This window comes from Streptomyces sp. 6N223, assembly GCF_052246635.1.
Lineage (GTDB): Bacteria > Actinomycetota > Actinomycetes > Streptomycetales > Streptomycetaceae > Streptomyces.
Genome location: NZ_JBQQCA010000010.1, coordinates 1 through 25,203, shown reverse-complemented (window position 1 = coordinate 25,203; position 25,203 = coordinate 1). Strand labels below are relative to the sequence as shown.

The following is a 25,203-nucleotide window of genomic DNA, read 5'->3' as shown; positions in this document are numbered from 1 at the left end:
GACGGTCCCCGATCCTGCCACGAGATCGCGACACGCCAGGGCGCAGGTTGGGCGTTTCACGTGTGTGGCGCCCCGGGAACCGGCATGATTTGCGCACGAGTGGACAAGAGGAATAGCTAGTACAAAGCATCACCAAGGAATCGCTAGCGGAACGTAAGGAGGCGGGATCCGTGAAGCGCGACACGAAGGCGCTGTCGAACGGGAGGCCGGGGCAGGGGGTCCGGCATGCCGTCCAGACGGCGAAGCCGTACGTGGCGAGCGCGGGCGAGGGGGCCGCGCGCGGGGCCCGGCAGGCCGGGGCGTACGTGGCGCCGCGGGCCCGGCGGGCGGCCGTGGCCGCGCGCGAGGGATACGACGAGCGGCTGGCGCCCCGGCTGCGGCAGGCGGCGGCGGCCGCGGGCCCGGCGGGCCGGGAGGCGCGGGTGCGCTCCGGGGTGGCCATGGCGGCGCTGCGCGGCGACCTCACGCCGCGGGATCTGCGGTGCGCGGTGCGGCGGCGGGAACGCCGGGCGCGGGCGCGCCGGACGGCGCGGCGGCTGACCGTGCTGGGGCTGGTCGCGGGCGGGGCGTTCCTGGCCTGGAAGTGGTGGGAGCGGCAGTCGAGCCCGGAGTGGCTGATGGAGCCGTCCCCGGCGACGGAGGTGCCGCCGGAGGAGATGCAGGCGGAGGCGGAGCAGATGCAGGCGGAGATGGACGCCGACGCCCAGCGCGAAGCCGGCTAGCCGCGGCGTCCGCCCGCTTCCGCCGGGCCCCGGCCTCCCGCCGGAGGTCCGGCGGGAGGCCCTCAGGGCCTACCCGACGCCGAAGATCGTGCCGGTGTCGCCGCCGGTGCCGCCGCCCGGGTCGCCGGTCGTACCGCCACCGGGATCACCGGTGGTGCCGCCGGCGCTGGTGTCCTCGTAGCAGTAGACGTTCACCGTGCTGCCCTCGTCGACGAGGGTGCCGGCGCCGGGGTCGGTGTACTGCACGATGACCGTGCCCGTGCTCTGCGTGCACTGGAGCACCGGGGTGAGGCCGGCGTCGGTGATCGCCGCCTCGGCGTACTCGTAGTACGGCTGGTTGGTGACGTCCGGCACCGAGACCTGCGCGGGCTCCGTCGTCTCGGGGGGAACGGCGTAGATGAGGTGGACGGTGCTGTTCTCCTCGGCCCGGTCGCCGGCGTTCGGCTCCTGGTCGATGACCTCGTTCTCGGCGCGCGAGTCGTCGACCTGGGCCTCCGTGGTGACCGTGAACCCCTGGCCCTCCAGCTCGGCCTGGGCGTCGGCGAGCTGCCAGCCGACGACGTCCGTCACCTCGATGCCCTCCGGCTCGACGGCGACCGTGAGGGTGATGGTGGACTCGGGCGCGACCTCCTCGCCGCCCGCCGGGTCCTGCTCCAGGACGGTCTCGGGCTCGTCGGTCTCGCTCTCCTGCTCCTCACGCTTCACGGAGAAGCCCTCGTCCTCCAGCTCGCCCTTGGCGTCGTCGAAGCTGTCGCCGATGACGTCGGGGACCTCCACGGCCTCGGGACCCGAGGACATGATGAGGGTGACGGTCCCGCCCTCGGATATCTTCGAGTTCGCGGGCGGGTCGGTCTCGCAGACCAGGTTCTCCTCGATGTCGCCGCAGGGGCGGCTGTCGCCCTCCACGACCTCGAAGCGGCCGTTGTCGGCCTTTTCCTGGGCCTCCTCCAGGGTGAGACCGCGCATGTCGGGCACGGTGGGGCTGTTCGCGGGCGGGTCGCCGCCGAAGAGGGCGCGGCCGACGAAGATGGCGCCGACGAGCACGAGGATGGCGGCGAGGACGAGCAGGATGGTGGAGGTGTTGCGGCGGCGCTGCCGCCGGTCGCCCCGGCCGTCGTACCCGTCGTAGTCGTCGTCGTAGCCGTTGTACCCGCCGTTGTTGGGGTCGGTGGCGGGCGGCAGCAGCTGGGTCTGGGGGTCGGCGCGCCGCAGGGCGGTGGTGGGCTGGTCGTCGTAGCCGTAGGGGGCGGCGCCCATGGCCGCCGCGGCGGCGATGGGTCTGCCGTCGAGGGTCGCCTCGATGTCGGCGCGCATCTCGTCGGCGCTCTGGTAGCGGTAGTCGGGGTCCTTGACCAGCGCCTTCAGCACGATGGCGTCGGTGTCGGCCGGGACCTCGGGGTCGTAGACGCTGGGCGGCTGCGGCTCCTCGCGCACGTGCTGGTAGGCGACGGCGACCGGGGAGTCGCCGACGAACGGCGGCCGGTTGGCCAGCAGCTCGTACAGCAGGCAGCCGGTGGAGTACAGGTCCGAGCGGGCGTCGACGGTCTCGCCCCTGGCCTGCTCGGGGGAGAGGTACTGCGCGGTGCCGATGACGGCGGCCGTCTGCGTCATGGTCATGCCGGCGTCGCCCATGGCGCGGGCGATGCCGAAGTCCATCACCTTCACCTGGCCGGTGCGGGTGAGCATGACGTTGGCGGGCTTGATGTCGCGGTGGACGATGCCGTTGCGGTGGGAGTACTCCAGCGCCTGGAGGATGCCGATGCACATCTCCAGGGCGCGCTCGGGGAGCAGCTTGCGGCCGGAGTGCAGCAGCTCGCGCAGGGTGGAGCCGTCGACGTACTCCATCACGATGTAGGGGATGGAGATGCCGTCGACGTAGTCCTCGCCGGTGTCGTAGACCGCGACGATGGCCGGGTGGTTCAGGGAGGCGGCGGACTGGGCCTCGCGGCGGAAGCGGGCCTGGAAGGTGGGGTCGCGCGCCAGGTCGACCCGGAGCGTCTTGACGGCGACGGTACGGCCAAGGCGCGTGTCGTGGGCGAGATAGACCTCGGCCATCCCCCCGCGGCCCAGTACCTGGCCGAGTTCGTACCGCCCGCCGAGGCGACGCGGCTCTTCCATGTTTCCAGCCCTCTCGGTGTCGGTCCCGGCCCTGGCTTACGGTACCTGCCGGTCGTGGGTGAGCCGGTCGTGGGTGGCAGGCCGATATCCAACCGGTATCGCGTGTGACCTGGTCCGGCGGCATGTCCGGGGGTTGCCGTCACTCGTGTGTATGACGTGTGTTCACCGGGCCCGGTTGCGGCGTTCCGGGTGAACGCCGGGGTGAACGCCGGGGTGAAGACGGTGGTCAGGGCCGCGCGCGGGCCGGGCCGTGGCGAACGTCACGTCGGCGTCTCACTCCTCGCTGTTGAGGACGGCCTCCATGACGCTCTTGGCGATGGGGCCGGCCAGGGCGCCGCCGCCGATCTCGTCGCGGTCTTCCGAGCCGTTCTCGACGACGACGGCCACGGCCACGGGGGACCCGTCGTCGGTCATGGCGTAGGAGATGAACCAGGCGTAGGGCAGCGCCTCGTTGCCGACGCCGTGCTGGGCGGTGCCGGTCTTGCCGCCGACGGTGACGCCGTCGATCTGGGCGGTTTCGCCGGTGCCGTCCTCGACGACGGTCTCCATGGCGTCCTGGAGCGCGGTGGCTGTCTCGCCGGAGATCGCGCGGCCGAGCTCGTCGGGCTCGGTCTGCTCTATGACGTCGAGGTTGGGGGCCTCCAGGCGGTCGACCATGTAGGGCTGCATGAGCACCCCGTCGTTGGCGACGGCGGCGGCGACCATGGCCATCTGGAGGGGGGTGGCGCGGTTGGAGGCCTGGCCGATGCCGGCCATGGCGTTCTGCGGCCGGTTGTCCTCCGGGAAGACGCTCGCTTCGGCCCGCACCGGGACGAACTGCTCCTCGTTGAACCCGAACCCCTCGGCGGTCTCCTTCATCTGCTCGTTGCCGATCTGGTCGGAGAGATTGGCGAAGACCGTGTTGCAGGACCACTGGAGCGCGACGCGGAGGGTGGCGTTCTCGCACTCGGCGGTGGGGATGGGGTTGGGGATGTAGTTCTGCGGGAGATCCTGGGTCTCGGGCAGGCGGTACGGGTCGGGGGTCTGGGTGCCCTCGTCGATGCCCTCGACGAGGCCGCTCTCCAGGGCGGCGGCGGCGGTGACGACCTTGAAGGTGGAGCCGGGCGGGTAGGTCTCGCGCAGCGCGCGGTTGAGCATGGGCAGGTCGGGGTTGTCCGGGTCGGACAGCTCCTGCCACGCCTCCTCGTCGTCCGCGCCGTACCCGGCGAACCGGGAGGGGTCGTAGGACGGGTAGGACGCCAGGGCCAGGATCTCGCCGGTCCGCGGGTCGATGGCGGCGACCGAGCCCTTGGCGTCGCCCTCCAGCGCCTCCAGGCCCTCGTACGCGGCGCGCTGGGCGTCGACGTTGAGGGTGGTGTGGACGTTGCCGCCGCGCTGCTCCTCGCCGGTGAGCATGTCGATGGTGTTGTTGAAGAACAGCCGGTCGTCGTCGCCGGAGAGGACGGAGTCGTAGATGCTCTCCAGCTGGTTGGTGCCGTACGCCTGGGAGGCGTAGCCGGTGACCGGGGCCCACATCTCGCCGTCGACCCAGGTCCGCTGGTACCGGAAGTCGGGGTCGTCGGTCTCCTCGGAGCCGGTGATGGGCTCGCCGTCGACGATGATGTTGCCGCGCGGGTGGGAGTAGCGCTCGATGGCGACGCGGCGGTTGTTCTCGTCGGACTGCAGGTCGTCGGCCTGGACGAACTGCACCCAGTTCACGCGCACCAGCAGGGCCAGTATCAGCAGGCCGCAGAAGATGGCGACGCGGCGCATCGGCTTGTTCATGCTGTGACTCCGACTCCGACCTTCATGCTCCGACCTTCATGCTCGGACGACCTGTGTCTCTTCGGCGGCCAGGGGGGAGGCCGGTGCGGGCGCGGGACGGCGAGCAGTGTCGCTGATGCGCAGTAGGAGCCCGATAAGGGCCCAGTTGGCGATGACCGAGGAGCCGCCCTGCGCGAGGAAGGGCATCGTCATGCCGGTCAGCGGGATGAGGCCGGTGACGCCGCCGGCGACGACGAAGATCTGGATGGCGAAGACGCCGGTGAGGCCGATGGCCAGCAGCTTCCCGAACGGGTCGCGGGTGGCCAGCGCCGTGCGCAGGCCGCGCTCGATGAGGAGGCCGTAGAGGAGGATGATGGCCATCAGGCCGACCAGGCCGAGCTCTTCGCCGACGGTGGCGAGGATGTAGTCGCTCTTGGTGGCGATGCCGCCGATGAGGCGGGAGTACCCCTGGCCGAGGCCCGAGCCCAGCAGGCCGCCGGAGCCGAAGGCGTACATGGACTGGGCGGTCTCGGTGACGCCGCCGTTCTCCAGGGCGAGGGGGTTGAGCCAGTTGTCGACGCGGCCCTGGACGTTGGCGTTGGTCGAGGCGACGGCGAAGGCGCCGGAGGCGGACAGCAGCAGGCCGAAGACGATCCAGCTGGTGCGCTCGGTGGCGACGTAGAGCATGACCACGAAGATGCCGAAGAACAGCAGGGACATGCCGAGGTCGGTCTCGAAGACCAGGATCATCAGGCTCAGGCCCCAGATCATCAGGATGGGGCCGAGGTCGCGGCCGCGCGGCCAGTACAGGCCGGCGAAGCGGCGGCTCGCCAGGGCGAGGGCGTCGCGCTTGACCATCAGGTACCCGGCGAAGAAGACCGCGATGATGATCTTGGCGAACTCGCCGGGCTGGAGGGAGCCGACGCCGGGGATGTCGACCCAGATGCGGGCGCCGTTGACCTCCTGGCCGAGGGGGGAGATCGGGGCGACGAGCAGGATGAGCGCGACGACCATCGAGATGTAGGTGTAGCGCTGAAGGATGCGGTGGTCCTTGAGGAAGACGAGGACGCCGAGGAAGAGGGCGACGCCGATGGTGGACCACATGAGCTGGTCGGCGGCCATGGGCCCGCCCAGGGCGGGCGTGGTGATGGTGGGTTCCTGGTCCAGGCGCCAGATGAGGACGAGGCCCATGCCGTTGAGGAGGGTGGCGATGGGCAGCATCAGCGGGTCGGCGTAGGGGGCCCAGCGGCGGACGACGAGGTGGGCGACCCCGGCGATGAGGGCGAGGCCCAGGCCGTAGCCGAGCATGCCGGCGGGCAGCTCCTCGTCCTTGGCGAGGCCGACGTTGGCGTAGGCCAGGACGGGGATGAGCACGGCGAAGACGAGCAGGGCGAGCTCGGTGTTGCGGCGGCTGGGGAGGCCGCCGGTGGAGACGGTGGTGTTACCGGTGCTCATGCCTTGGCGTCTCTCGGGGCGGGGTCTAGATGTCGCACTCTTTGGCGAGATCCTGCTGGTCCGGGCTCAGCGGCGGGAGGGCGGGCGGCGTGGTGGCGTCGTCCGTCGGGCCGTCGGCGGAGGGGCTTGTGGAGCCGTCGGGGGTGGCGTTCTCGCCGGGATTCTGCTGATCGCTGCCTGAGCTCTCCTCGGGTGGGCTGGTCTGGCTGGGGTCGGGGTCCCGCTGCCGGGTGTCCGGTTGGTTCTGCTCCGTCCCGGACTCTTCCTGCACCGCGTCGCGCTCGCGCAGGAGGCGGCAGGTTTCGGCCTGGGCGTTGAGGGTGCCGATGCGCTGCTCGGCGTCCTCCAGGCTGTCGTAGGAGATCGTCTCCTCGACGCGGGTGCGCTGGGAGGTGGGCAGGTCGTCCAGCAGGATGCCGGGAAAGTCCTCCTCCAGGCTGGAGAGGCTTATCGGGCCGAGGTCCTGGCTCAGGCCCCGGTAGAGCGCGACGTGGTCGCCGTTGGCGGCGATGTAGTACTGGCTCTGGGTCACGCGGTACGCCACGTACAGGCCGCTGACCAGCACGGCGAGGGCGAGGGCGATCAGGCCGACCGTCTTCCAGGGGCGGCGGCGCGGCGTCAGGGGCACGTAGTCGCCGTCGGTGAAGGCGGCGCCGAAGCCCTCGGGCGGGACGCCGGGCGGCGGGGGCGGCGGGCCGGCCGGCCGGCCGAGGACGGCGGCGCGGGACGCCGGGGTCTGGGCGTGGCTGTCGTCCCCGTTGCGCTGGGCCTGGGACTCGGCGACGGCGCCGACGACCTGGGGGCGGTCGTGGAGCTGGTGGGCGAGGGTGTCGCCCTCCTGGGTGTCGGTGTCGACGACGTCGGCGACGATGACGGTCACGTTGTCCGGGCCGCCGCCGCGCAGCGCCAGCTCGATCAGCTCGCGGACGGTGTCGGCGGGCGGGTGGAAGGCGGCGAGGGTGTCGCGGAGGGTTTCCTGGCTGACGACGCCGGACAGGCCGTCGGAGCACAGCAGGTACCGGTCGTGGACGTGGACCTCGCGGATCGACAGGTCGGCGTCGATGTGGTCGGCGCTGCCGAGGGCCCGCATGAGGAGGGAGCGCTGCGGGTGGGTGGTGGCCTCCTCCTCGGTGATGCGGCCCTCGTCGACCAGGCGCTGCACCCAGGTGTGGTCCTGGGTGATCTGCGTGAGCTCGCCGTCGCGCAGCAGGTACGCTCGGGAGTCGCCGACGTGGACCAGGCCCAGGCGCGTGCCGGTCCACAGCAGGGCGGTGAGGGTGGTGCCCATGCCGTCCAGGCGCGGGTCCTCGACGACCATCGAGCGCAGCTGCTCGTTGGCGCGCTGCACGGACTCGTCGAGCGAGGTGAGGATGTCGGGGCCGGGGATGTCGTCGTCGAGCTGGACGAGGGTGGAGATCACCTCGGAGCTGGCGACCTCGCCGGCGGCCTGGCCGCCCATGCCGTCCGCGATGGCCAGCAGGCGGGGCCCGGCGTACCCGGAGTCCTCGTTGTGGTCGCGGATCATCCCCGTGTGGGAGCCGGCGGCGAATCTCAGTGACAGGCTCATGGGCGCTGCTCCCGCCCTCCGGTCACGCGGCCACGTCCGCTCGTCATGGGTTCGGACCTACTTCCGCAGCTCGATGACGGTCTTGCCGATGCGGATCGGCGTGCCGGGTGGGATGGGTGTGGGGACGGTGAGGCGCATGCGGTCCAGGTAGGTGCCGTTGGTGGAGCGGAGGTCCTCGACGATCCACTGGCCGTCCTGGTCGGGGTAGATCCGGGCATGGTGGCCGGAGGCGTAGTCGTCGTCGAGGACGATGGTCGAGTCGTGTGCCCGGCCGAGCGTAATGGTCTGGCCCGCCAGCGCGACAGTGGTTCCGGCGAGGGATCCCTCGCTGATGACGAGCTTGGTGGGGGCGCCCCGGCGCTGACGGCCGCCGCGCCCGCCGGACGGCTGCTGGCGGGGCTGGCGGCGTGGCTGGGCGGCCTGCGGCTCCGGGCGGCGGACGGCGGCGCGCTGGGTGACGCGGGTGCCGAAGAGGTCGCTGCGGATGACCTGCACGGCCACGATGACGAACAGCCACAGGACGGCCAGAAAGCCGAGTCTCATGACCGTGAGGGTCAGCTCTGACATTGCCCCCCGCTTACCCTTCGGCTTGGCGGTAGATGACGGTGGTGCTCCCCACGACGATCCGGGAGCCGTCGCGGAGCGTAGCGCGTTTGGTGTGCTGTCCGTCTACCACGATCCCGTTGGTGGATCCAAGGTCCCGCACGGTCGCGGGCTGGGTGGCGTGGATCTCGCAGTGCCGGCGGGAGACGCCGGGGTCGTCGATGCGCACGTCGGCCTCGGTGGATCGCCCGATGACGAGGGTGGGGCGGGAGATCTGGTGGCGGGTGCCGTTGATCTCGATCCAGCGGCGGACGCGGGAGGTCTGGCGCTGTCCGTACGGCCCGCCCGGCGGGGGGTACCCGGGGGAGGCGGCGTGCGGCGCGGGCGGCTGGCCCGGGGCGCCCGGCGGCGGGCCGGCCGGGGGGCGCTGGGGGTAGCCGTACCCGGGGGCGGGCGGCCGGGCGGGCGGCGGCGTGCGGCCGTACGTCGGGGCGGCAGGGCCGGGGCCGACGCCGGGGGAGCTGGCGGCGAGGGTGCGGCTGCGGACCCGGTACAGGCCGGTGTCGAGGGAGTCGGCCTGCTCCAGGTGCACCTTGATCTCGCCCATGAAGGTGTACCGCTGCTGCTTGGCGTACTCCTTGACCATGCCGGCGAGCTCGTCGCCGAGCTGGGCGGCGTACGGGGCGAGGCGCTGGTAGTCGCTGGGGCTGAGCTCGACGATGAAGTCGTTGGGGACGACGGTGCGTTCGCGGTTCCAGATGGTGGCGTTGTTGTCGCATTCGCGCTGGAGCGCGCCCGCGATCTCGACCGGCTGCACCTCGGACTTGAAGACCTTGGCGAAGGTGCCGTTGACGAGGCCCTCCAGCCGCTGTTCGAAGCGCTTCAGTACTCCCATGGTGCACCTCCCTCTCCGTGCTCTCCGACGTCCCTGCGCTGCCCGGCGCGATCGTGCTTACTGATCGTATCCACGCGCGGGACGATCAGGTGGTTCCCTTCCTGCGGGCCCCCTCCGGATCCTGTCCCGGCGCCGTGCCGGCCCAACCGGGATGGTAGGGGGGAGCTGCCAACAGTGTCCCGCATGTGGGGAGGGAATGGGCGCGGGAGGGGGTGAGGTTGCGGAGGGGCGGCGGAGGCGGGGTGCGCCGGGAACGCAGGTGAGGGAGGTGCCCGGACCGTGTTAGCCTTCTGGGCGTCGGGTCATCCCACCGCGGTGTGGGGTTGCTCACGGCAGGCGCGAGTGGCGGAATAGGCAGACGCGCTGGATTCAGGTTCCAGTGCCCGAAAGGGCGTGGGGGTTCAACTCCCCCCTCGCGCACCCAGGAAGACCCCTGTTGATCAGGGGTTTTTCGCTTTTCTGGGATCGTGCGTGATCAACCGCGGGGCCCGGCCTGCGCAGGGTGGCAAACCGGCAGTCACCCACTCACCGAGCGTGATGTCCGACCGGGCCACGAGGGCGCGGCTCCGCCTGGTGGTTGGCGTTCCGTGAGATGGATCAGTCAAACATGCGGCCGATCATGGCCGCCTGCCCCGCGGCGACGACATGCGCCTGGTCCAGTGGGAGCCAGTACAGCTCGAACTTGATCGGCTCAATCTCGCCGTCACCGCGTTCGTATGCGTGCCAGCGCTCCGGTACGTCGTTGCCGTCCAAGGAGAGCTGGAAGTAGTGGCGCACGTGGATCTCGTCGCGGTAGGGCCGTGCGTCGTATTCGCCCGAGCCGAGGTACCGCTCGATCCGGAGTCCCTTGAGACCTGTCTCTTCCTCGGCTTCCCGTAGGACCGCGTCCTGAGGGAGCTCACGCTCCTTGACCGTTCCGGCGGGAACTTGCAGCCCGGACTGGTCGAAATGGGAGTCCTCGGCGTGCGTGAACACCACGAGCTTGCCGTCGCGGACGATGTAGGCAACTACCTTCTGCACGCATCGCATGGCGCGAGCCTACGGGCTCGCGAGACCTGGGAGCGGGCCGCCGGCGGGCCGCTGGGGTTCTTGCTGTCGCGGACGGGCACGATGCCTGACTCCGCGAAGCTGGGGGAGAACGCCACGCACTGGCCGCCATCGGAGGAGGTACCCGCCGCGCCGATGAGTTTCCGGGGCGTGGCCGGTCTGCACGGTTATGGATACATACACACTTGAGACAGCCGACGCGGACCTTGTCTACGACGTTCGCGGGCCGCTGCCGACCACAGACGGGCGCCCGCCGTTGCTCATGATCGGGCAGCCCATGGACGCTACTGGTTTCGCCGCGCTCGCGGCGCGCTTCCCCGAGCGGACCGTTGCCACCTATGACCCGCGCGGGCTCGGTCGCAGCGCCCGTAAGGACGGGCGGGTCGACCACACGCCGGAGAGCCAAGCCGACGACGTGCACGCCGTCATCGAGGCGCTCGGCGCCGGGCCGGTCGAGATGTTCGCAAGCAGTGGTGGCGCGATCACCGCGCTCGCGGTCGTGGCGACGTACCCCGCGGACGTGACCACCCTGGTCGCGCACGAGCCGCCGCTCGTCACCCTCACGCCGGACGGCCCGGCGGCCGTGCGTGCGCGGGCCGGTGTCCGGGAGGCGTACGAGAAGCGGGGGTGGGGGGCCGGGATGGCTGCGTTCATCGTCATGACCTCGTGGGAGGGCGAGTTCACCGACGCGTACTTCGCACAGCCCGAGGCCGATCCCGCCGCGTTCGGGATGCCCGCGGAGGACGACGGCTCGCGTGACGATCCGCTGCTGTCCGACCGGTCATGGGCGGTCAGCAGCTATCGGCCGGACGTCGACGCGATCGCCGCGGCTCCGACCCGCGTGGTGATCGCTGTGGGCGAGGAGTCCGTGGACGTGCAGACCGGACGCACCTCCGCCGCGACCGCCGAGCTGCTCGGGCAGCGGGTGACCGTCTTCCCGAGCCATCACGGCGGCTTCCTCGACGGGGAGTTCGGATATCCGGGGAAGCCGGACGAGTTCGCGCAGCGGCTGAGGGAGGTGCTTGACGGCGCCTCGTGAGCGACTCCACCACCGCAGCCCTGTGCCGCCTCCGCCCTTCCCGCCCCGGGCCGGGCGGGCCGGGGGCGGGAAGCTCTGACGGGTTGGTCAGCCCGGAGCCGCCGTGCGGATGGGGCGGCCCAGGGCGAAGCGGGGATGTAGCTCGGCCCGGCCGAGGGCCAGGTCGGCGGCGATGCGGCCGATGAGCGGCGTGAACTTGGCGCCGTGGCCCGAGCAGGGGGAGGCGATGACGACGGGCCCGACGCGGTCGAGGATGAAGTCCTCGTCGGGGGTGAGGGTGTAGAGGCAGCTGGCCTCGGCGACGGGCGCCGGTTCGAGTCCGGGGAGGGTGCGGGCGACCCAGGCGGTGACCACGTCGCGTGAGACCGGGTCGACCACGCCGCTGCGCGTGCGGGCGGTGGTGGGGGTGCCGGCGTTGTGCTGGGCGACCTTGACGGCCGGGGCCGGGCCGCCGTCGGCGCCGGAGGGCAGGCCGTAGAGGCTGAGCCGTTCCTGGTGGACGAAGACGGGCCAGCGCGCGGCCGGGTCGCGCTGCCGGAAGTGGAAGACCTGCTGCTGGGTCACGCGCAGCGGCGGGAGGGGGACGGGGACGCCGAGACGGGCGGCGAGGTCGGGCAGCCACGGCCCGGCCGCGACGACGACGGCGTCGGCGCGCACCTCGGGGGTCTCGGGGTCGTCGGTGCGGACCACGACGCCGCCCTGCGGCAGCACGTCGGCGCCGGTGACGCGTACGCCGGACAGCACGCGGGCGCCCAGCTCGGCGGCGCGGCGGGTGGCGGCGGCGACGGTGGCGTCGGCGTTGACGGTGCCGGCGTCGGGGTGGTGGAGGACCGGGCCGGTGAAGCGGAACTGCGGCCAGCGCTCGGACGCCTGGGAGGCGGTCATCAGCTCGTGCGGCACGCCGGCCTCGGCGAGGTTGGCGGCGATGCCCTGCGGGTCGCGGCCCGCGCCGAAGTCCAGGGCGCCGGTGAGGCGTAGCAGATGGGCGCCGGTGTCGTCCTCCAGCTCGTGCCACAGCTGGCGGGCCTGGCCGGCGAGGCGGGTGTAGAGGGGGTCGGCGTAGGCGCGGCGGTAGATGCGGGAGGTGCCGTGGGAGCTGCCGCGCCTGTGGCCGATGGCGAACGCCTCGATGAGGGTGGTCTCGTGGCCGTCCCGGGCGAGCCGCCAGGCGGTGGCGGCGCCCATGAGTCCGGCGCCGATGACGGCGATCACTGGCCATCACCGGGGATCCAGTTGGTTCCGCCGTCGCCGGCGGTGGTGGAGGTGCCGGCGGCGCGCTGGATGGCGTGGATGGTGGCGCGGTCGAAGGTGGCGGACTCGCGCAGGCCGTGCGAAGCAGGGTCCATGATCGGTCCTTCGGGTCCCTAGGAGCCTAGTAGGAGGCGGCGTTTCCGGTCCGGAAGTGGACGCGCTCTCGTAGAGGGAGTCGCCGACGGCGTCGCCGACGTTGCCGCGAACAACGAGGCGGCCGGCCTGGGCCGTGAAGGCGCTGGCGTGGCCGACGTCGCCGACGCCGTGGTTCTCAACAGGAAACAGCGGGGTGTTGCGCCGGGATGCCGGGTGCGCAGGGACCCTGTTGCGCGGGGCCGGCCTTCCGCTGGTAGAGGCTCGTCGGCCACCGTGCGCGGGGCGGGTCGGCGACGTGCTCGAAGCCCGCCCTCGCGTAGTAGCGCCGCAGGGCCGGATTGTTGGCGGCGGTGGCCAGCCGCACATGCCGCCGGCCGCGCTCGGCGGCCTGGCCGGCGACCCAGTCGAGGAGCCGGTAGCCGAGGCCGGCGCCGCTCGCGCGGCGGGCGACCGCGAGTCCGGAGACGTAGTAGGCCGGTTCGGCGTCCGCTCCCCAGAGCTCCGTGTCGGCTTCGGTGACCGCGAGGGTGGCGATGGGCGGCGGGGCGTCGTCGGCCTCCACCAGGAGCACCTCGCCCGCGGCGATCTGCCCTCTGACGGAGCTGGCCGGGAAGCGCGGTGGCCACTGTTCGATGCCTCGGCCACGGAGCCACGCGGCCGCCTCCGCCAGCAGGTCGAGCACGACGTCTTCCTCGCCGGGCCGGGCGGGGCGGACAACGACATCGCTGGCCAGGGGCTCGGCGCGGCGGACGATGGCCATGGAGTCATGCTAGTGGCCGAGGTAAAGCAGTAAATAGTATTTGTACTTCCATCGCGGAATGGCCTGCGAATAGGCCTTCGGAGCGAGCACCGCGCGTTTTACGTGATTTCCGCTTTTTCGTCTGTCATGGTTTTCACCGCCTGCCGGAAATGGGTTGTGAAAGGTGAGCCATGCGTTCTATTCGCGCCGCGCTGTGCGTGGCGGTCCTGGTGCTGTGCGGGGCCGCGTTGCCGCACCACGCCAACGCCTATCCCGATGTCTACGCCCAGCCCGACGCCGACGCCGACGCCGAGCCGAGGTACCGGGAGACCGTGCACGGCGGCGTCGCCGTCGCGGCCAACTCCGTCATCACCTGCGGGGACCCGGCCGTCCCCGACGCCGCGCCCTGCGCCGACACCCAGGCCGGGGGCGTCGGGCGCGGCGGCGAGTACGCCATGGACTACATCGACGTCGACGACGACCGGAACACCTACAACTCCAGCCGCGCGGAGCTGCGGCTGCCGGCCGGGGCGGAGGTGGCGTACGCCCGCCTGTACTGGGGCGCCAACATCCGCGTCGGCGAGCAGAAGCCGCCCGAGGACAACGCGCGGGTGCTCATCGCCGAGCCGGGCGGGGCGTACAAGGAGGTGGTCGCCGAATCCGCGGAGGTGCACGCGATCGAGGCGCCCGGCTACCAGAGCTTCGTCGCCTCGGCGGAGGTGACGGACCTGGTGCGGTACAGCAGCCCGGGCGCGTACACCGTGGGGCAGGTCAACGTGGCGATGGGCCACTCGGAGACCGGCGGCTGGGGCGGCTGGGCGCTGGTGGTGGCGTACGAGGACGCCGACGAGCCGCTGCGCGAACTCGCCATCCTCGACGGCCTCCCGGCGCTGGACGGCTCGGGCCGGGCCGCCGAGGTCACCGTGGACGGGCTGCGGATCGCGCCCGACGCGGCCGGCGGCCTGGGGGTGGTGGCGTTCGGCGGCGACCGTGGCCAGGCCGGGGACGGCGTCACGGTGCGGCCGGACGGGGGCGAGGACGTTGAGCTGGGGGACGCGGCCAACCCGGCGTACGACGTCATGAACTCCACGATCAGCGGCGGCGGCGAGCCGGTGGCGGAGGGGCGCGAGCCCGCCCACGCCAACACGCTCGGCTTCGACGCCGACGTGCTCGACCTCGGCGCGGCGCTGACCGGAGGGCCCGAGGAGCTGCGGCTGCGCTTCACCAGCGGGCGGGACGCCTACCAGCTGGGGGCCGTCTTCCTGCAGGCGGACGCGAGAACCGGGACGCGGACGCAGGCCGGGGCGGACGCCGGGGCCGACGCCGGGAGACGCCGATGAGCGGGGCACAGGTGCCGCGTCAGACGGGGCAGCGCGCGTTGACCGTGGTGCACGTGGCGCAGCCCACGACGGGCGGCGTGGCCCGGGTCGTCGCCGACCTCGTGCGCGAGCAGACCATCCTCGGGCTGCGCACCGTCGTGATCTGCCCGCCCGACGGGTCGCTGCGGCGGGCGGCGGCCGCCGCCGGGGCCGAGGTGATCGACTGGCTCGCCGGCCGGGAGGCGGGGCTCAACCTGCCCTGGGAGGCCGCCTTCGCCGCCCGCGCCATCCGCCGCGCCGAGCCCGACGTCGTGCACCTGCACAGCTCCAAGGCCGGGCTCGCCGGGCGGCTGGCGGTGCGCGGGCGGCTGCCGACCGTCTTCCAGCCGCACGCCTGGTCCTTCGAGGCGGCCGAGGGCCTGCGAGCCCGCCTCGCCCTCGGCTGGGAGCGGCGGGCGGCAGGCTGGGCCGACCGCGTGCTGTGCGTCAGCGAGGCGGAACGCGCGCGCGGCGAGCGTGCCGGGATCGACGCGCGCTGGTCGGTGATCCGCAATGGCGTCGACCTGGACCGTTTCCCCTTCGCCGACAGCGTGACCCGGCGTCAGGCGCGCGCCGGGCTCGCCGCCGTGCTCGCCGCCGCGCACCCCCTGCCGCAGCGGGCGCCGCTGGTGGTCTGCGTCGGGCGGCTGTGCCGCCAGAAGGGCCAGGACGTGCTGCTGCGGGCCTGGCCCGAGGTGGCGGCCCGGGTGCCCGGGGCGCGGCTGGCGCTGGTCGGCGACGGGCCGGACGAGCGGCGGCTGCGCTCGATGGTCGAACGCTGGCGGCCGGAGGGCCTTGAGGGGGTGTTCTTCGCCGGGCACAGCGACGACATCGTGCCCTGGTACGCGGCGGCCGACCTGGTGGTGCTGCCCTCGCGCTGGGAGGGCATGGCGCTCGCGCCGCTGGAGGCGATGGCCGTGGGGCGGCCTGTGGTGCTCACCGAGGTTGGCGGCGCCCGCGAGAGCCTGCCGGCCGGGCACGCCGACGACTGCCTGGTGCCGCCCGGCGACCCGGAGGCGCTGGCCGGGGCGCTGGCCGGGCTGCTGCTGGACGCGGCGCGGCGGCGGGTGCTGGCGCGGCAGGCCAGGGAGCACGCGCGGGGCGCGCACGACATCAGGCGCGCCGCCGCCGAGACCGTACGCCTCTACGGGGACCTGCTGGCCCCCGGCCGGCTCCTTCCCAGGCCGGGGTCGGGGTCGGGGCCGGTGCCGGGGCGGGGGACTGGGGCCGACGCCGTGGCCGGGGACGCGCCTGGCGGGCGCGCCGCCGCGCCGAGCGGGCCGAGGGGGCCGAGAGGGCCGAGGGGGCCGAGAGGGCCGAGGGGGTTGACGCCGTCATGAGCACGGAGAGGACGGCTCACCAGGTGGCGGCGGCGCAGGCCCTTCGGGCACCCGAGGCCCCCGAGGTACGCGAGGCCCCGGAGTCTCGGGAGTCTCCGCGGCCTCCGGGATCTCCGGGATCTCCGGGATCTCCGGGGTCTCCTGAGGCGGCCCGGGAGGCCCCGGAAGCTCCCGTGGCGCTGCGCGTCATCCCCCCTCGCGCGCCGATGCGCGCGCCGGTGCCGCCCCGTGCCCGGCGCGCCCCGCGCGGGCGTACCGTCGCCGCGCTGCTCGCCGCCGCGGACGCCGCCGCCCTGCTCGCGGTCTGCGCCGCGCTGGCGCGAGCCCTCGCCCTCCCCTCCGGCCCGCTGCTCACGCTGCTGCCGCTCGCGGCCGCCGTCTTCGCGCTCAACGCCGCCGCGGGCCTGTACCGCCCCGGCCCGACCGCCGCCGCCCTCGACGAACTCCCCCGGCTGCTCGGCCACGCCGCCATCGCCTGGTGCCTGGCCGCCGCCCTCACCCCCGCCTCGCCGCCCTGGACCTGGCTGGCCGCGGCCGCGGCGGGCCAGGCCGCGACCGCCTGCGCCGCACGTGCCGCCGTGTACCACGCCCGCCGCCGCGCCGCCCGCCGCCGCCCCCGCGCAACCCTGGTCGTCGGCACGGGCCCGGCGGGCGAGCGCGTGGCCGCCGCCCTCGCCGAGCACCTGGAGTACGGCATGCGGCCGGTCGGCCTCGTCGGCCCCGTCCCCGCCCGCCTCCCCGAGATCGCCCCGCTGCCCGTCCTCACCTCGACCCGCGACATCGGCCGGGCCGTGGCCCACCACGCCGTGCGCGACGCCGTCTTCGCCTGCCCGCCGCAGGAACGCCTCGTGCGGCTGTTCTGGGAACGCGGCTGCCGCGTGTGGTTCGTCGACGCCGAGCGGCACCTGCCCGCGGCCGAGCGGACCGGGGCGCCCGGCACCAGCGCCGTCGCCGCCCCCGCCACCGGCCACCTGTGGGGCTTCGCCTGCCACCGCCTCGATCCCCCCGACGCCCGCCGCGCCGCCTGGTGGGGCCGCGCGGGCAAGCGGGCACTGGACATCGCCGTCGCCGCGACCGCCCTGCTGCTCGCGTCGCCGGTGCTGACCGGCTGCGCGCTGGCCGTCCGGCTCGCCGACGGCCCCGGCGTGATCTTCCGTCAGGAGCGCGTCGGCAAGGACGGGCGGCCCTTCACGATCCTGAAGTTCCGCACCCTGCGCCCGGCCGACGACCGCGAGGCCGCCACCCGCTGGAACATCGCCCACGACGGCCGCATGTCGCACGTCGGCCGGCTGCTGCGCCGCACCTCGCTGGACGAGCTGCCGCAGCTGTGGAACGTGCTGCGCGGCGACATGAGCCTGGTCGGCCCGCGACCGGAGCGCCCGCACTTCGTCGAGCGCTTCTCCAAGGCGTACCCCGGCTACTCCGAACGCCACCGGGTGCCGGTCGGCCTCACCGGCCTGGCGCAGATCAGCGGCCTGCGCGGCGACACCTCCATCGAGGACCGCACCCGCTTCGACAACCACTACATCGACACCTGGTCGCTGTGGCAGGACGTGCGGATCATGCTGCGCACCACCGCCGCCTGCTTCCGCCTCGGGGGGAGCTGATGGGGACGGGACTGCCGAGACTGCCGACGGTGCTGGGGTCGCTGTGGTCCCTGGCGTCCGTGTGGCCCGCGCTGCCCGCCGCCGCGACGGTGGCGCTGCTGTGCCTGCCGGTGGGCGCCGCGGGCACGGCCGCCGACCTTGCCTCGCTCGCGCTGGTGGCGGTCTGCGTCGTGGCCGTTGCCGTGACCGGGGCACGGGAATCCCGGTCACGGCAACGGCCGGGCGGCCCGGCGCTCGGCGTGCGGGCGGCCGTGCTGCTGGGCGCGCCCGCCGTGGCGTTCGCCGTGGCCACCGCCGCATCCGGCGACCCGGCCGCCAGCGTGTCCGGCTTCGCCCGCTGCCTCCAGGTGTTCGTGCTGGTGCCGCTGTCGCTGGTGCTGCTGCTGCGCGCGCGCCGCGAGGCGTGGCTGGTCGCGGGCTGCGTGGTGGCGGCGGCCGTGGTGGAGGGGGCGGTCGGCACGGTGCAGTACGCCACCGGCACCGGCGCCTCGTACATGGGCGAGAACATCCGGGCCGTCGGCACCTTCGGGCCGCAGAACGTCATGGGCATGGCCACCGTGGTGTCGTACGGCCTGGTCATCGCGGTGTGCCTGGGCCTGGCCCCGCCCGCCCGCGCGCCGCGCTGGTGCCGCCCGGCGGCGTTCGGCTGCGCGGCGCTGCTGGCGGTGCCGCTGGCGGTGTCGTTCAGCCGCGGCGCGTGGCTGGCCACGGCCGCGGCGGTCGCGGTCGTCGTGCTGGCCGTGGTCGGGGGCGCCCTGGCCGTCGCACGGCGGCGACGGCTGGTGCTGGCGTTCTGCGCCGGGGGCTTGCTGCTGGCCGGCGGCGCGGTGGGCGTGGGTGCGGCCGCCTCCGGGATGGTCGGCGACCGCCTGAGCAGCATCGGCCAGGCCGTCGGCCTCGGAGAGGAGGACGCCGCCCCCGACCAGTCGGTGACGGACCGGTACGCCATGTGGTCGGCGGCGCTGGAGATGTGGTGGAAGGAGCCGCTGACCGGCGTGGGGCCGAGAGGCTTCGCCGCCCACCGCGACAGCCACGCCTCGCTCGCGCTCTCCTCCGGCAGCGACACGGGCGGCGCGGGCGCGGCGTTCGCGCGGCAGGAGCTGCTGTCGCCGCACAACATGTACCTGCTGCTCCTCGGCGAGCAGGGCCTGCTCGGCGCGGCGACGGTCGTCGGCTGCTGGGCGGGCGTGGGCGCGGCGTGCGCGGCCCGGCTGCGGCGCGCGCGGCACGCCGGGCGGGACCTGGGGCTCGGGCTCGCCGCCATCGGGCTGCTGACCTGGCAGGCCGTCAACTTCCTGTACGCCGACATCGGCGGCCCGACGACGGTGCTGACCGCGATGGCGCTGGGCCTGGCCGCGTGGTGGGGCCTCGCGCCGGCGGCCGCGCCGGCCGCGGGGGCCGCGGCGGCCGGACGGCAGGCGCCGCCGTGACCGGCTCGGCCCGGAGGCTGGCAGCGCGCGTACGCCAGGGCCAGGACCAGGATCAGGACCAGGACCTGAGCCAGCACCAGCACCAGCACCAGCGCCTGAGCCTGAGCAAGCGCCTGAGCCAGCGCCTGCGCCGCGGCGAGGGATTCGTGGTGCGGGTCGCCGGGGTGACGGCCATCCTCACGGCGGGCGGCGCGGTGTGCGGGCTGGCGCGCGACCAGCTACTCGCGCGCCTCTTCGGCGCCGACGGCGACACCGACGCCTTCCTCGTGGCCTGGACGATCCCGGAGGTGGCGTCCACGCTCCTCATCGAGGACGCCATGGCGCTGGTGCTGGTCCCCGCCTTCAGCCTGGCCCTGGCCGGCGGCCAAGCCGAGGTCCGCCGCCTGGCCGCGGCCACCTTCCCCCGCCTCCTCCTCGCCCTGGCCGTGGGCGCGGCGGCCCTCGCCGCCGCGGCCGACCCCCTGGTGCGGGCCCTCGCCCCCGGCCTGGCCGACCCCGCGCTGGCGGTGGACTGCACCCGCCTGACCGCCGTGACCGTGCTCACCTTCGGCGTCGCCGGATACCTCAGCGCCCTGCTGCGCGCCCACCGCAGCTTCATGCCGCCCGCCGCGATCTACATCGCGTACAACGCCGGCATCATCGCGCTGGCGCTGGCCCTCGGCGAGACCTGGGGCATCCGCGCGGCGGCGGCCGGCGTGGCGGCGGGCGGCCTGCTGATGGTGCTGCTGCAACTCCCCTTCGCCCTGCGCAAACTGAGGGCCGAGCCCGACTGGCGCGGGCCCTGGCGGCCCTGGTTGCGGATTCCGCTGCCGCAGACGAGGACCCCGGCGGACGACGCGCCCCGGCCCCCGGGCGGGGCCGGGCCGGGCGACGGGGCCATCGCGCCGCCGCGATGCCGTGTGAACGGCGGTTGCGGCGAGGGCAGCGAGGGCAGCGTGGGCGCCGAGCACGCCGAGCGCGGCGGAGATGCCACCGCGGCGGACGGCGTTGGCGGCAGGGCACGCCTGCCAGCGGCCGCGGCCGGCCGGCCGCCGGTGCCGGGCGTTGCATCGACGTCCGCCGGTGAGCGCGGTGAGCGCGGTGAGAGCGGTGAGCGCGGCGTCCGCTCCGGGCGCGGCCAGGAGGGCGCCGCCCCGCCACGCGCAAGCGTGGCCGTCACCGGGCTCGCCGTCGTCGCGCCGGTGGCGTGCTTCGCGCTCCTGCGGCAGTCGCAGGTGCTGGTCGAGCGCTTCCTCGGCTCCTCCCTCTCCCCCGGTGTCATCTCCTACCTCAACTTCGCCCAGAAGGTCGCCCAGATCCCCATGGTGCTGTCGATGATGATCTGCACCGTCACCCTGCCGATCGTCGCCCGCGCCCTCGCCGAGGGCGACACCGAGCGGGCGCGGCAGCGCGTCGAGCGGGACCTGACGCTGGCGGCCGCCGTCGTGCTCGCGGGCGCGGCGTACGTCGTCGCCTGCGCGCCCCACATCATCGAGGTCCTCTTCCAGCGCGGTGAGTTCGGCGCCGACGCCACGGCCGCGACCGCCGGCGTGATGCGGGTGTACGCGCTGGGGCTGCTCGGCCACACCCTCGTCGGCACCCTCGTGCGGCCCTTCTTCTCCGGCGCCTGCGCCGCGCACCGCCCCACCTGGTTCCCGATGGCCGCGATGGGCGGCGGGCTGGCGCTGACCGCCGTCGCCGGGCTGGTCGCCGTACGCCTCGCGGGGTGGGGTGCGCCCGGTATCGCCGCCGCCAACGCCGCCGGGATCAGCCTCACGGCGTACCTGCTGCTGCGCGGCCTGCGCGCCCGCGTCGTCCCCGTCGGCCTCCGCGCGGTGCTGCCGCGCCTGGCCTGCCTGGTCCTGGCGGCCGGGCTCGCCACCGCCTCCGGCTGGTACGCCGCCGGGCTGCCGGGGCCGGGCTCGCCCGTCGCCGCCTGCGTGCTGGGCGCGGTCGCCGTCCCCGCCGTCTTCGCGGCCGTCCTCGCCGCCGTCGCCGCGCGCCAACGGCTCCTACCCGAACGACCCCAGACAGGAAGCGAGATCCCCACCCATGACGACGACCACGTCGAAGACGACCGCGTCGAAGACCGCGTCGAAGACCACATCGACGACGACGCCGACGATGACATCGCCGACGACATCGAAGATGACGACATCGACGACGTCGGCCGCGCCCGCGCCTGACACGCGCGGCGCGCCCGAGTCCGCAAAGTCCCGCCTGTGGCTGCTGATGTACCACTCCGTGCTGCCCGCCCCGCAGGCCACCCCCGACCCGTACAACGTCACCGTCTCCACCGACCGCCTCGACCGCCAGCTCCGCTGGCTGCGGCGGCGCGGCCTGCGCGGCGTCTCCGTCGGCGAGCTGCTGCGGGCGGCGGCGACCGGCCCCGGCGGGGCGCGCGGGCTGGTCGGGCTCACCTTCGACGACGGCTACACCGACTTCCTCCACCACGCCCTGCCGGTGCTGCTACGCCACGGCTGCACGGCAACGGCGTTCGTGCTGCCCGGCCGGCTCGGCGGCGTCAACACCTGGGACATGCCCGGGCCGCGCAAGCCGCTGCTGACGGCGGACGGCATCAGGGCCGTGGCCCGGGCCGGGATCGAGATCGGCTCGCACGGGCTCACCCACGTCTCGCTGCCCCGCCTCGCCGACGCCGACCCCGACGCGCTGCGCGCGGAGGCCGCCGACAGCCGCGCACTGCTGCGCGAGATCACGGGGCGGGAGGTGGCGGGGTTCTGTTACCCCTACGGCACGGTCGACGCCCGCGCCATCGACGCGGTCCGCGCCGCCGGGTACGACTACGCCTGCGCCATCGACCCGGGCCCGCTCACCTGCCGTCACGCCCTGCCGCGCGTCCACGTCGGCGCGGACGACACCGCGCCCCGCCTGACCGCGAAGCGCCTGCTGCACCCGCTGCGCCGCCGGGGCGTCGCCCTGCCGCCGCCCCGCCCGCACGCATGGGGCACGCCCACGGGAGGCGCGGCGTGAAAGTGCTGCACGTCATCACCGGTCTCGGCGTCGGCGGCGCGGAACGCCAACTGCGCGCCCTCCTCGCCCGCCTACGCCCGGCCGGCGCCGCCTGCGACGTCGTCACCCTCACCAACCCCGGGCCGCTGGCGCGCGAGCTCGCCGCCGACGGCGTCAGCGTCACCCACCTCGGCATGACGGGCAACCGCGACCTGAGCGCCCTTCCCCGCCTCACCCGCCACATCAGGCGCGGGCGTTACGACGTGGTCCACACCCACCTCTACCGCGCCTGCGTCTACGGCCGCGCCGCCGCCCGGCTCGCCGGCGTGCGGGCGGTGGTGGCGACCGAGCACTCGCTGGGCGAACGCCTCATCGAGGGCCGCCCGCTGACCCGCGCCAACCGGGCGCTCTACCTGGCCACCGAACGCATGGGCTCGGCCACCGTGGCCGTCTCCGCCGCCGTGGCGCGGCGGCTGCGCGCCTGGGGCGTGCCGGAGGACCGCATCCGGCTGGTGCCCAACGGCATCGAGCCGGACCGCTTCCGCTTCGACCCGGCGGCGCGGCAGGCGGAGCGGGCGCGCCTCGAGCTGCCGCAGGACGCGCTGGTCGTCGGCGGGGTGGGGCGGCTGGTGCCGGGCAAGGGCTTCGACCTGCTGCTGCGCGCGATCGCGCGGCTGCCGGACCGGCTGCCGGAGCCGGAGGCCGGGGCGGTACGGGTGGTGGTGGCGGGGGAGGGCCCGGAGCGGGAACCGCTGCGGCGGCTGGCGCGGCGCCTGGGCATCGCGGGGCGCGTGGCGTTCCCCGGCGAGTGCGGCGAGCTACAGGTGCCCCGGCTGCTGTCGGCGTTCGACGTCTTCGTCTCCTGCTCGACGGAGGAGACCTTCGGCCTGGCCGTGCTGGAGGCGCTGGCCGCCGGGCTGCCGGTGGTGCACGTGACCTGCCCGGCCGTGGACGATCTGCCACGCCATGAGGCGCCCGGCGCGCGGCGGATCACGTCCAGCGTGGGGGAGTTGGCGCACGCCCTGCGCGCGGAGCTCGCTGGGGGCGCGCGGCGGCTGCCGGTGCCGGCGGCCGTTCACCGCTACACCATCGCCCGCGCCGCCGACCGGCTGATGGGCGTCTACGAGGAGGTCAGCGCCCGATGAAACGCCTGATGAAGCGGCTGATGAGACGCCCCATGAAACGCCCCGTCACACAGGCCATCTCACGCCCGATCTCACGCCCCATGAAACTCAGAGTGCCGTCCCTGCGATCCCTGCGATCCCTGCGGTCCCTGCGGTCCCTGCTGGCCCGTTACGCCTGGTGGCCGCTGCCGGTCTGCCTGCTGGCGGGCCTGCTGGGCGGTGGGGCCCACGCGGTGCTCGCGGAGCGGCGTTACGAGGCCAGCGGGCAGGTGCTGGTCAGCGGCCCCGACCGGGAGGCGGCGATCGGCTACGCCCAGGCGTATGGCCGCCTCGCCACCGACGGCGCCGTGCTCACCACGGCCCATACCGACGCGGGCGTGCCAGTGGCGCGGCTGCGGGAGCGGGTGCGGGCGGTCACCTCGCCGGACGCGCCGCTGATCGAGATCACCGGCACGGCCCCGAGCGGGACGGACGCCGCCCGCGCGGCCAACGCCGTGGCCCGCGCCGTCGCCGCGTACGCCAACGACGCCGCCGACCGCACCGGCGCCGAGCTCTCCCTCGTCACACCGGCCAGCCCGCACGCGACACCCGTATCCCCCTCCCCCCTCGTCTCCCTCGCCACCGGCGCCTGCACCGGCGCCATCCTCGGCTGCCTGGCCCTCCTCACCCGTGGCCCACGGCCGCGCCCGGCGGGCAGGCCGTCCTCGGGCGTTCCGTCCCAGTCAGAGGCGGCGGAGGCAGCCGGGGCGAGGGAGGCGGCGCGGGCCGGCTGACCCCGGCCGCCGCCGCCCGCAGGTCCGCCACCACGCGTTCCGAGTCGCGCTCGGCCACGTTGCCGGTCAGGCCCGCGCCGCCCGCCAGCCGGGGCCACGGTGCGGTGGACGGCGGCTGGCGGCGGTGGTTGCGCTCCAACGCCCAGGCCAGCAGCGCCAGCAGGCCCAGGCCGAAGACGAGCGCCGTCACCTCCCGGCCCCCGCCCCGGCCTCTGCACCGGCCCGCGCGCTCGCCTTGAAGAACACGTAGTGGAACGCGCCGTCCCCGGCCGCCGTCCGGTGCAGGTCGGCGACGCCCCGGTCGAAGTCGTCCGGCGTCGCGAACCCGGCGGCCAGCGCCTCCTCCCGCACGCCCTCGATCGCCGCCGTGAACGTCTCCCGGGTGAAGCCCTCCGCCAGCGCCGGCCGGGCGGCGTCGGCCCAGACCGTGCGCGGCTCGACCGCCACCTCCTCGAACCCGGCCCCGGCCAGCAGCGGCCCGAGCCGGCGCCCGATCAGCCCGTCGCCGCCACCGGCGGCCTGGAGCCGCACCAGGCAGTCGACCGCCGCGCGGGCGTGAGGGCTGTCGGGGTGGAAGAACGCCGAGCCGTGGTCGCCCTCGATCACGGTGATGCTGCCCCCGGGTCGCAGCACCCGCCGCAGCTCTGCCAGCACCCCGGCGGGCTCCTTCAGGTGCTCCAGCACGAAGCAGACGAAGACGTGGTCGAACGACGCCCCGGCGAAGGGCAGCTCGTACAGGTCGGCCCGCTGCCACTCCACGCCCGGAGCGTGCACGCGGGCGCGTGCCAGCGCCAGGGACTCCTCGGAGTGGTCCACCGACACGATGCGCGCCCCCGGGCTGCGGGCCGCCAGATGCGTGGTCTGCGCCCCCACCCCGCAGCCGGCCTCCAGCACCCGGCTCCCGTCCGGGTACGCCGTGCCCGCGTGCAGCAACCCCGCGAGCACGTCCGCCTGATCCGCCAGCCGGCGCGCCTCGCGCGACGAATAGCCATGAACGTACGTGGTCATGCCGCAAGCCTGCTGGCACTATGGACTAATGAACAGGTCCAATGGTGACCTTCTCCACAGGTCCAAAACGCAGGGCGGGTCGGACTTCCTCCAGCTCGACGTCGACCAGGCCCCGCCCGGCGGCCTCGCCGACTGGCTCTCCGCCCAGCTCCGGCTCGCCATCTCCGACGGCCGCCTCCCGGTCGGCAGCCGTCTGCCCGCCACCCGCCTCCTCGCCGCCGAACTCGGCGTCTCGCGCGGCGTTGTCACCGAGGCGTACCGGTGCCTCGGCGAGGACGGGCACGTGGCCGGGCAGGGGCGGCGCGGCACCGTCGTGGTCGCCGCCCCCGTGACCGCCCCGCCGCCCAGCGCCCCGGCGTCCGCCGCGCCCCCCGACGCCCCGGCTCCGGCCCCGGGTCC

General features: G+C 74.5%; 23 protein-coding genes and 1 tRNA gene. 12 read left to right on the top strand and 12 right to left on the bottom strand.

From position 1 onward, the window contains the following. Positions 1-170: 170 nt before the first annotated feature. Entirely contained in the window at positions 171-722 is a 552-nt protein-coding gene (locus ACTWQH_RS09025; RefSeq protein ID WP_443285865.1) for a DUF5324 family protein, read from the top strand. 69 nt (positions 723-791) lie between these two features. On the opposite strand, the gene pknB is transcribed toward ACTWQH_RS09025, so the two are convergent. The 6 genes from pknB to ACTWQH_RS08995 all read right to left on the bottom strand — a co-directional run bounded on the left by pknB (position 792) and on the right by ACTWQH_RS08995 (position 9,043). Continuing rightward, positions 792-2,840 carry a Stk1 family PASTA domain-containing Ser/Thr kinase gene (gene pknB, locus ACTWQH_RS09020; protein ID WP_443285864.1) on the bottom strand — a complete coding sequence of 683 codons (2,049 nt, stop codon included), beginning with the start codon at positions 2,838-2,840 and terminating at the stop codon, positions 792-794. Positions 2,841-3,113: 273 nt separating this feature from the next. Next, entirely contained in the window at positions 3,114-4,604 is a 1,491-nt protein-coding gene (locus ACTWQH_RS09015; protein ID WP_443285863.1) for a peptidoglycan D,D-transpeptidase FtsI family protein, read from the bottom strand. A gap of 36 nt (positions 4,605-4,640) precedes the next feature. Beyond that, complete coding sequence (locus tag ACTWQH_RS09010) at positions 4,641-6,038, bottom strand: FtsW/RodA/SpoVE family cell cycle protein (RefSeq protein WP_443285862.1); 1,398 nt, start codon at positions 6,036-6,038, stop codon at positions 4,641-4,643. Positions 6,039-6,063: 25 nt separating this feature from the next. Beyond that, positions 6,064-7,605 carry a PP2C family protein-serine/threonine phosphatase gene (locus tag ACTWQH_RS09005; RefSeq protein ID WP_443285861.1) on the bottom strand — a complete coding sequence of 514 codons (1,542 nt, stop codon included), beginning with the start codon at positions 7,603-7,605 and terminating at the stop codon, positions 6,064-6,066. A gap of 57 nt (positions 7,606-7,662) precedes the next feature. Then, on the bottom strand, positions 7,663-8,172 hold the full coding sequence (locus tag ACTWQH_RS09000) for an FHA domain-containing protein FhaB/FipA (RefSeq protein ID WP_443285860.1): 510 nt from the start codon (positions 8,170-8,172) through the stop codon (positions 7,663-7,665). Between the two features lie 10 nt (positions 8,173-8,182). Then, positions 8,183-9,043 (bottom strand): FhaA domain-containing protein, encoded by an 861-nt coding sequence (locus ACTWQH_RS08995; RefSeq protein ID WP_443285859.1) that lies wholly within the window; start codon positions 9,041-9,043, stop codon positions 8,183-8,185. Between the two features lie 336 nt (positions 9,044-9,379). Here ACTWQH_RS08995 and ACTWQH_RS08990 point away from each other — a divergent pair. After that, positions 9,380-9,463 (top strand) — tRNA-Leu (locus ACTWQH_RS08990). 177 nt (positions 9,464-9,640) lie between these two features. Here the strand turns inward: ACTWQH_RS08990 and ACTWQH_RS08985 are convergent. Further along, entirely contained in the window at positions 9,641-10,072 is a 432-nt protein-coding gene (locus ACTWQH_RS08985; RefSeq protein WP_443285858.1) for an NUDIX hydrolase, read from the bottom strand. Beyond that, a complete protein-coding gene (locus ACTWQH_RS08980; protein WP_443285966.1) occupies positions 10,051-10,227 on the bottom strand; it encodes a DUF397 domain-containing protein in 177 nt (58 codons plus the stop codon). Before ACTWQH_RS08980 ends, ACTWQH_RS08985 begins: the two co-directional genes overlap by 22 nt. A gap of 32 nt (positions 10,228-10,259) precedes the next feature. Between ACTWQH_RS08980 and ACTWQH_RS08975 the strand changes: the two genes are divergently transcribed. After that, the gene (locus tag ACTWQH_RS08975; protein ID WP_443285857.1) at positions 10,260-11,129 is read left to right on the top strand and encodes an alpha/beta fold hydrolase; all 870 of its coding nucleotides are present in this window, start codon (positions 10,260-10,262) and stop codon (positions 11,127-11,129) included. Between the two features lie 87 nt (positions 11,130-11,216). On the opposite strand, the gene ACTWQH_RS08970 is transcribed toward ACTWQH_RS08975, so the two are convergent. The 3 genes from ACTWQH_RS08970 to ACTWQH_RS08960 form a co-directional block, all read right to left on the bottom strand. Next, positions 11,217-12,341, bottom strand: coding sequence for an FAD-dependent oxidoreductase (locus tag ACTWQH_RS08970; protein ID WP_443285856.1), 1,125 nt, complete (start codon positions 12,339-12,341; stop codon positions 11,217-11,219). Continuing rightward, the gene (locus ACTWQH_RS08965) at positions 12,338-12,475 is read right to left on the bottom strand and encodes a hypothetical protein (RefSeq protein WP_443285855.1); all 138 of its coding nucleotides are present in this window, start codon (positions 12,473-12,475) and stop codon (positions 12,338-12,340) included. Before ACTWQH_RS08965 ends, ACTWQH_RS08970 begins: the two co-directional genes overlap by 4 nt. A 176-nt stretch (positions 12,476-12,651) precedes the next feature. After that, positions 12,652-13,236: a GNAT family N-acetyltransferase gene (locus ACTWQH_RS08960; protein WP_443285854.1), complete on the bottom strand. Its 585-nt coding sequence runs from the start codon at positions 13,234-13,236 to the stop codon at positions 12,652-12,654. A gap of 170 nt (positions 13,237-13,406) precedes the next feature. Here ACTWQH_RS08960 and ACTWQH_RS08955 point away from each other — a divergent pair, with 170 nt between their 5' ends. From ACTWQH_RS08955 to ACTWQH_RS08920, 8 genes are all read left to right on the top strand, one after another. Further along, on the top strand, positions 13,407-14,555 hold the full coding sequence (locus tag ACTWQH_RS08955; protein WP_443285853.1) for a DUF3344 domain-containing protein: 1,149 nt from the start codon (positions 13,407-13,409) through the stop codon (positions 14,553-14,555). Continuing rightward, positions 14,552-15,913, top strand: a complete 1,362-nt coding sequence (locus ACTWQH_RS08950) for a glycosyltransferase (protein WP_443285852.1) — start codon at positions 14,552-14,554, stop codon at positions 15,911-15,913. Before ACTWQH_RS08955 ends, ACTWQH_RS08950 begins: the two co-directional genes overlap by 4 nt. A 173-nt stretch (positions 15,914-16,086) precedes the next feature. Beyond that, positions 16,087-17,520, top strand: coding sequence for an exopolysaccharide biosynthesis polyprenyl glycosylphosphotransferase (locus tag ACTWQH_RS08945; protein ID WP_443285851.1), 1,434 nt, complete (start codon positions 16,087-16,089; stop codon positions 17,518-17,520). Beyond that, the gene (locus ACTWQH_RS08940) at positions 17,520-18,950 is read left to right on the top strand and encodes an O-antigen ligase family protein (RefSeq protein ID WP_443285850.1); all 1,431 of its coding nucleotides are present in this window, start codon (positions 17,520-17,522) and stop codon (positions 18,948-18,950) included. Before ACTWQH_RS08945 ends, ACTWQH_RS08940 begins: the two co-directional genes overlap by 1 nt. A gap of 164 nt (positions 18,951-19,114) precedes the next feature. Further along, positions 19,115-21,115: a murein biosynthesis integral membrane protein MurJ gene (murJ, locus tag ACTWQH_RS08935; RefSeq protein ID WP_443285965.1), complete on the top strand. Its 2,001-nt coding sequence runs from the start codon at positions 19,115-19,117 to the stop codon at positions 21,113-21,115. Next, positions 21,078-21,920, top strand: a complete 843-nt coding sequence (locus ACTWQH_RS08930) for a polysaccharide deacetylase family protein (RefSeq protein WP_443285849.1) — start codon at positions 21,078-21,080, stop codon at positions 21,918-21,920. The genes murJ and ACTWQH_RS08930 overlap by 38 nt, the downstream gene beginning before the upstream one ends. Beyond that, positions 21,917-23,044 (top strand): glycosyltransferase, encoded by a 1,128-nt coding sequence (locus ACTWQH_RS08925; RefSeq protein WP_443285848.1) that lies wholly within the window; start codon positions 21,917-21,919, stop codon positions 23,042-23,044. Before ACTWQH_RS08930 ends, ACTWQH_RS08925 begins: the two co-directional genes overlap by 4 nt. Positions 23,045-23,136: 92 nt before the next feature. Beyond that, positions 23,137-23,796, top strand: a complete 660-nt coding sequence (locus ACTWQH_RS08920; RefSeq protein WP_443285847.1) for a hypothetical protein — start codon at positions 23,137-23,139, stop codon at positions 23,794-23,796. A gap of 186 nt (positions 23,797-23,982) precedes the next feature. Here ACTWQH_RS08920 and ACTWQH_RS08915 read toward each other — a convergent pair whose 3' ends face one another. Continuing rightward, entirely contained in the window at positions 23,983-24,804 is an 822-nt protein-coding gene (locus ACTWQH_RS08915; protein ID WP_443285846.1) for a methyltransferase domain-containing protein, read from the bottom strand. 28 nt (positions 24,805-24,832) lie between these two features. Here ACTWQH_RS08915 and ACTWQH_RS08910 point away from each other — a divergent pair. Next, positions 24,833-25,203 (top strand): GntR family transcriptional regulator (locus tag ACTWQH_RS08910; protein WP_443285845.1); only part of this gene is annotated, 371 nt, incomplete at its 3' end.

Excerpts from the sequence above, each read along its gene's own strand:
- pknB (WP_443285864.1), bottom strand. The coding sequence starts at position 2,840 with ATGGAAGAGCCGCGTCGCCTCGGCGGGCGGTACGAACTCGGCCAGGTA.
- ACTWQH_RS09015 (WP_443285863.1), bottom strand. The coding sequence starts at position 4,604 with ATGAACAAGCCGATGCGCCGCGTCGCCATCTTCTGCGGCCTGCTGATA.
- ACTWQH_RS09010 (WP_443285862.1), bottom strand. The coding sequence starts at position 6,038 with ATGAGCACCGGTAACACCACCGTCTCCACCGGCGGCCTCCCCAGCCGC.
- ACTWQH_RS09005 (WP_443285861.1), bottom strand. The coding sequence starts at position 7,605 with ATGAGCCTGTCACTGAGATTCGCCGCCGGCTCCCACACGGGGATGATC.
- ACTWQH_RS09000 (WP_443285860.1), bottom strand. The coding sequence starts at position 8,172 with ATGTCAGAGCTGACCCTCACGGTCATGAGACTCGGCTTTCTGGCCGTC.
- ACTWQH_RS08995 (WP_443285859.1), bottom strand. The coding sequence starts at position 9,043 with ATGGGAGTACTGAAGCGCTTCGAACAGCGGCTGGAGGGCCTCGTCAAC.
- ACTWQH_RS08985 (WP_443285858.1), bottom strand. The coding sequence starts at position 10,072 with ATGCGATGCGTGCAGAAGGTAGTTGCCTACATCGTCCGCGACGGCAAG.
- ACTWQH_RS08975 (WP_443285857.1), top strand. The coding sequence starts at position 10,260 with ATGGATACATACACACTTGAGACAGCCGACGCGGACCTTGTCTACGAC.
- ACTWQH_RS08965 (WP_443285855.1), bottom strand. The coding sequence starts at position 12,475 with ATGGACCCTGCTTCGCACGGCCTGCGCGAGTCCGCCACCTTCGACCGC.
- ACTWQH_RS08960 (WP_443285854.1), bottom strand. The coding sequence starts at position 13,236 with ATGGCCATCGTCCGCCGCGCCGAGCCCCTGGCCAGCGATGTCGTTGTC.
- ACTWQH_RS08955 (WP_443285853.1), top strand. The coding sequence starts at position 13,407 with ATGCGTTCTATTCGCGCCGCGCTGTGCGTGGCGGTCCTGGTGCTGTGC.
- ACTWQH_RS08950 (WP_443285852.1), top strand. The coding sequence starts at position 14,552 with ATGAGCGGGGCACAGGTGCCGCGTCAGACGGGGCAGCGCGCGTTGACC.
- ACTWQH_RS08940 (WP_443285850.1), top strand. The coding sequence starts at position 17,520 with ATGGGGACGGGACTGCCGAGACTGCCGACGGTGCTGGGGTCGCTGTGG.
- ACTWQH_RS08930 (WP_443285849.1), top strand. The coding sequence starts at position 21,078 with ATGACGACATCGACGACGTCGGCCGCGCCCGCGCCTGACACGCGCGGC.
- ACTWQH_RS08915 (WP_443285846.1), bottom strand. The coding sequence starts at position 24,804 with ATGACCACGTACGTTCATGGCTATTCGTCGCGCGAGGCGCGCCGGCTG.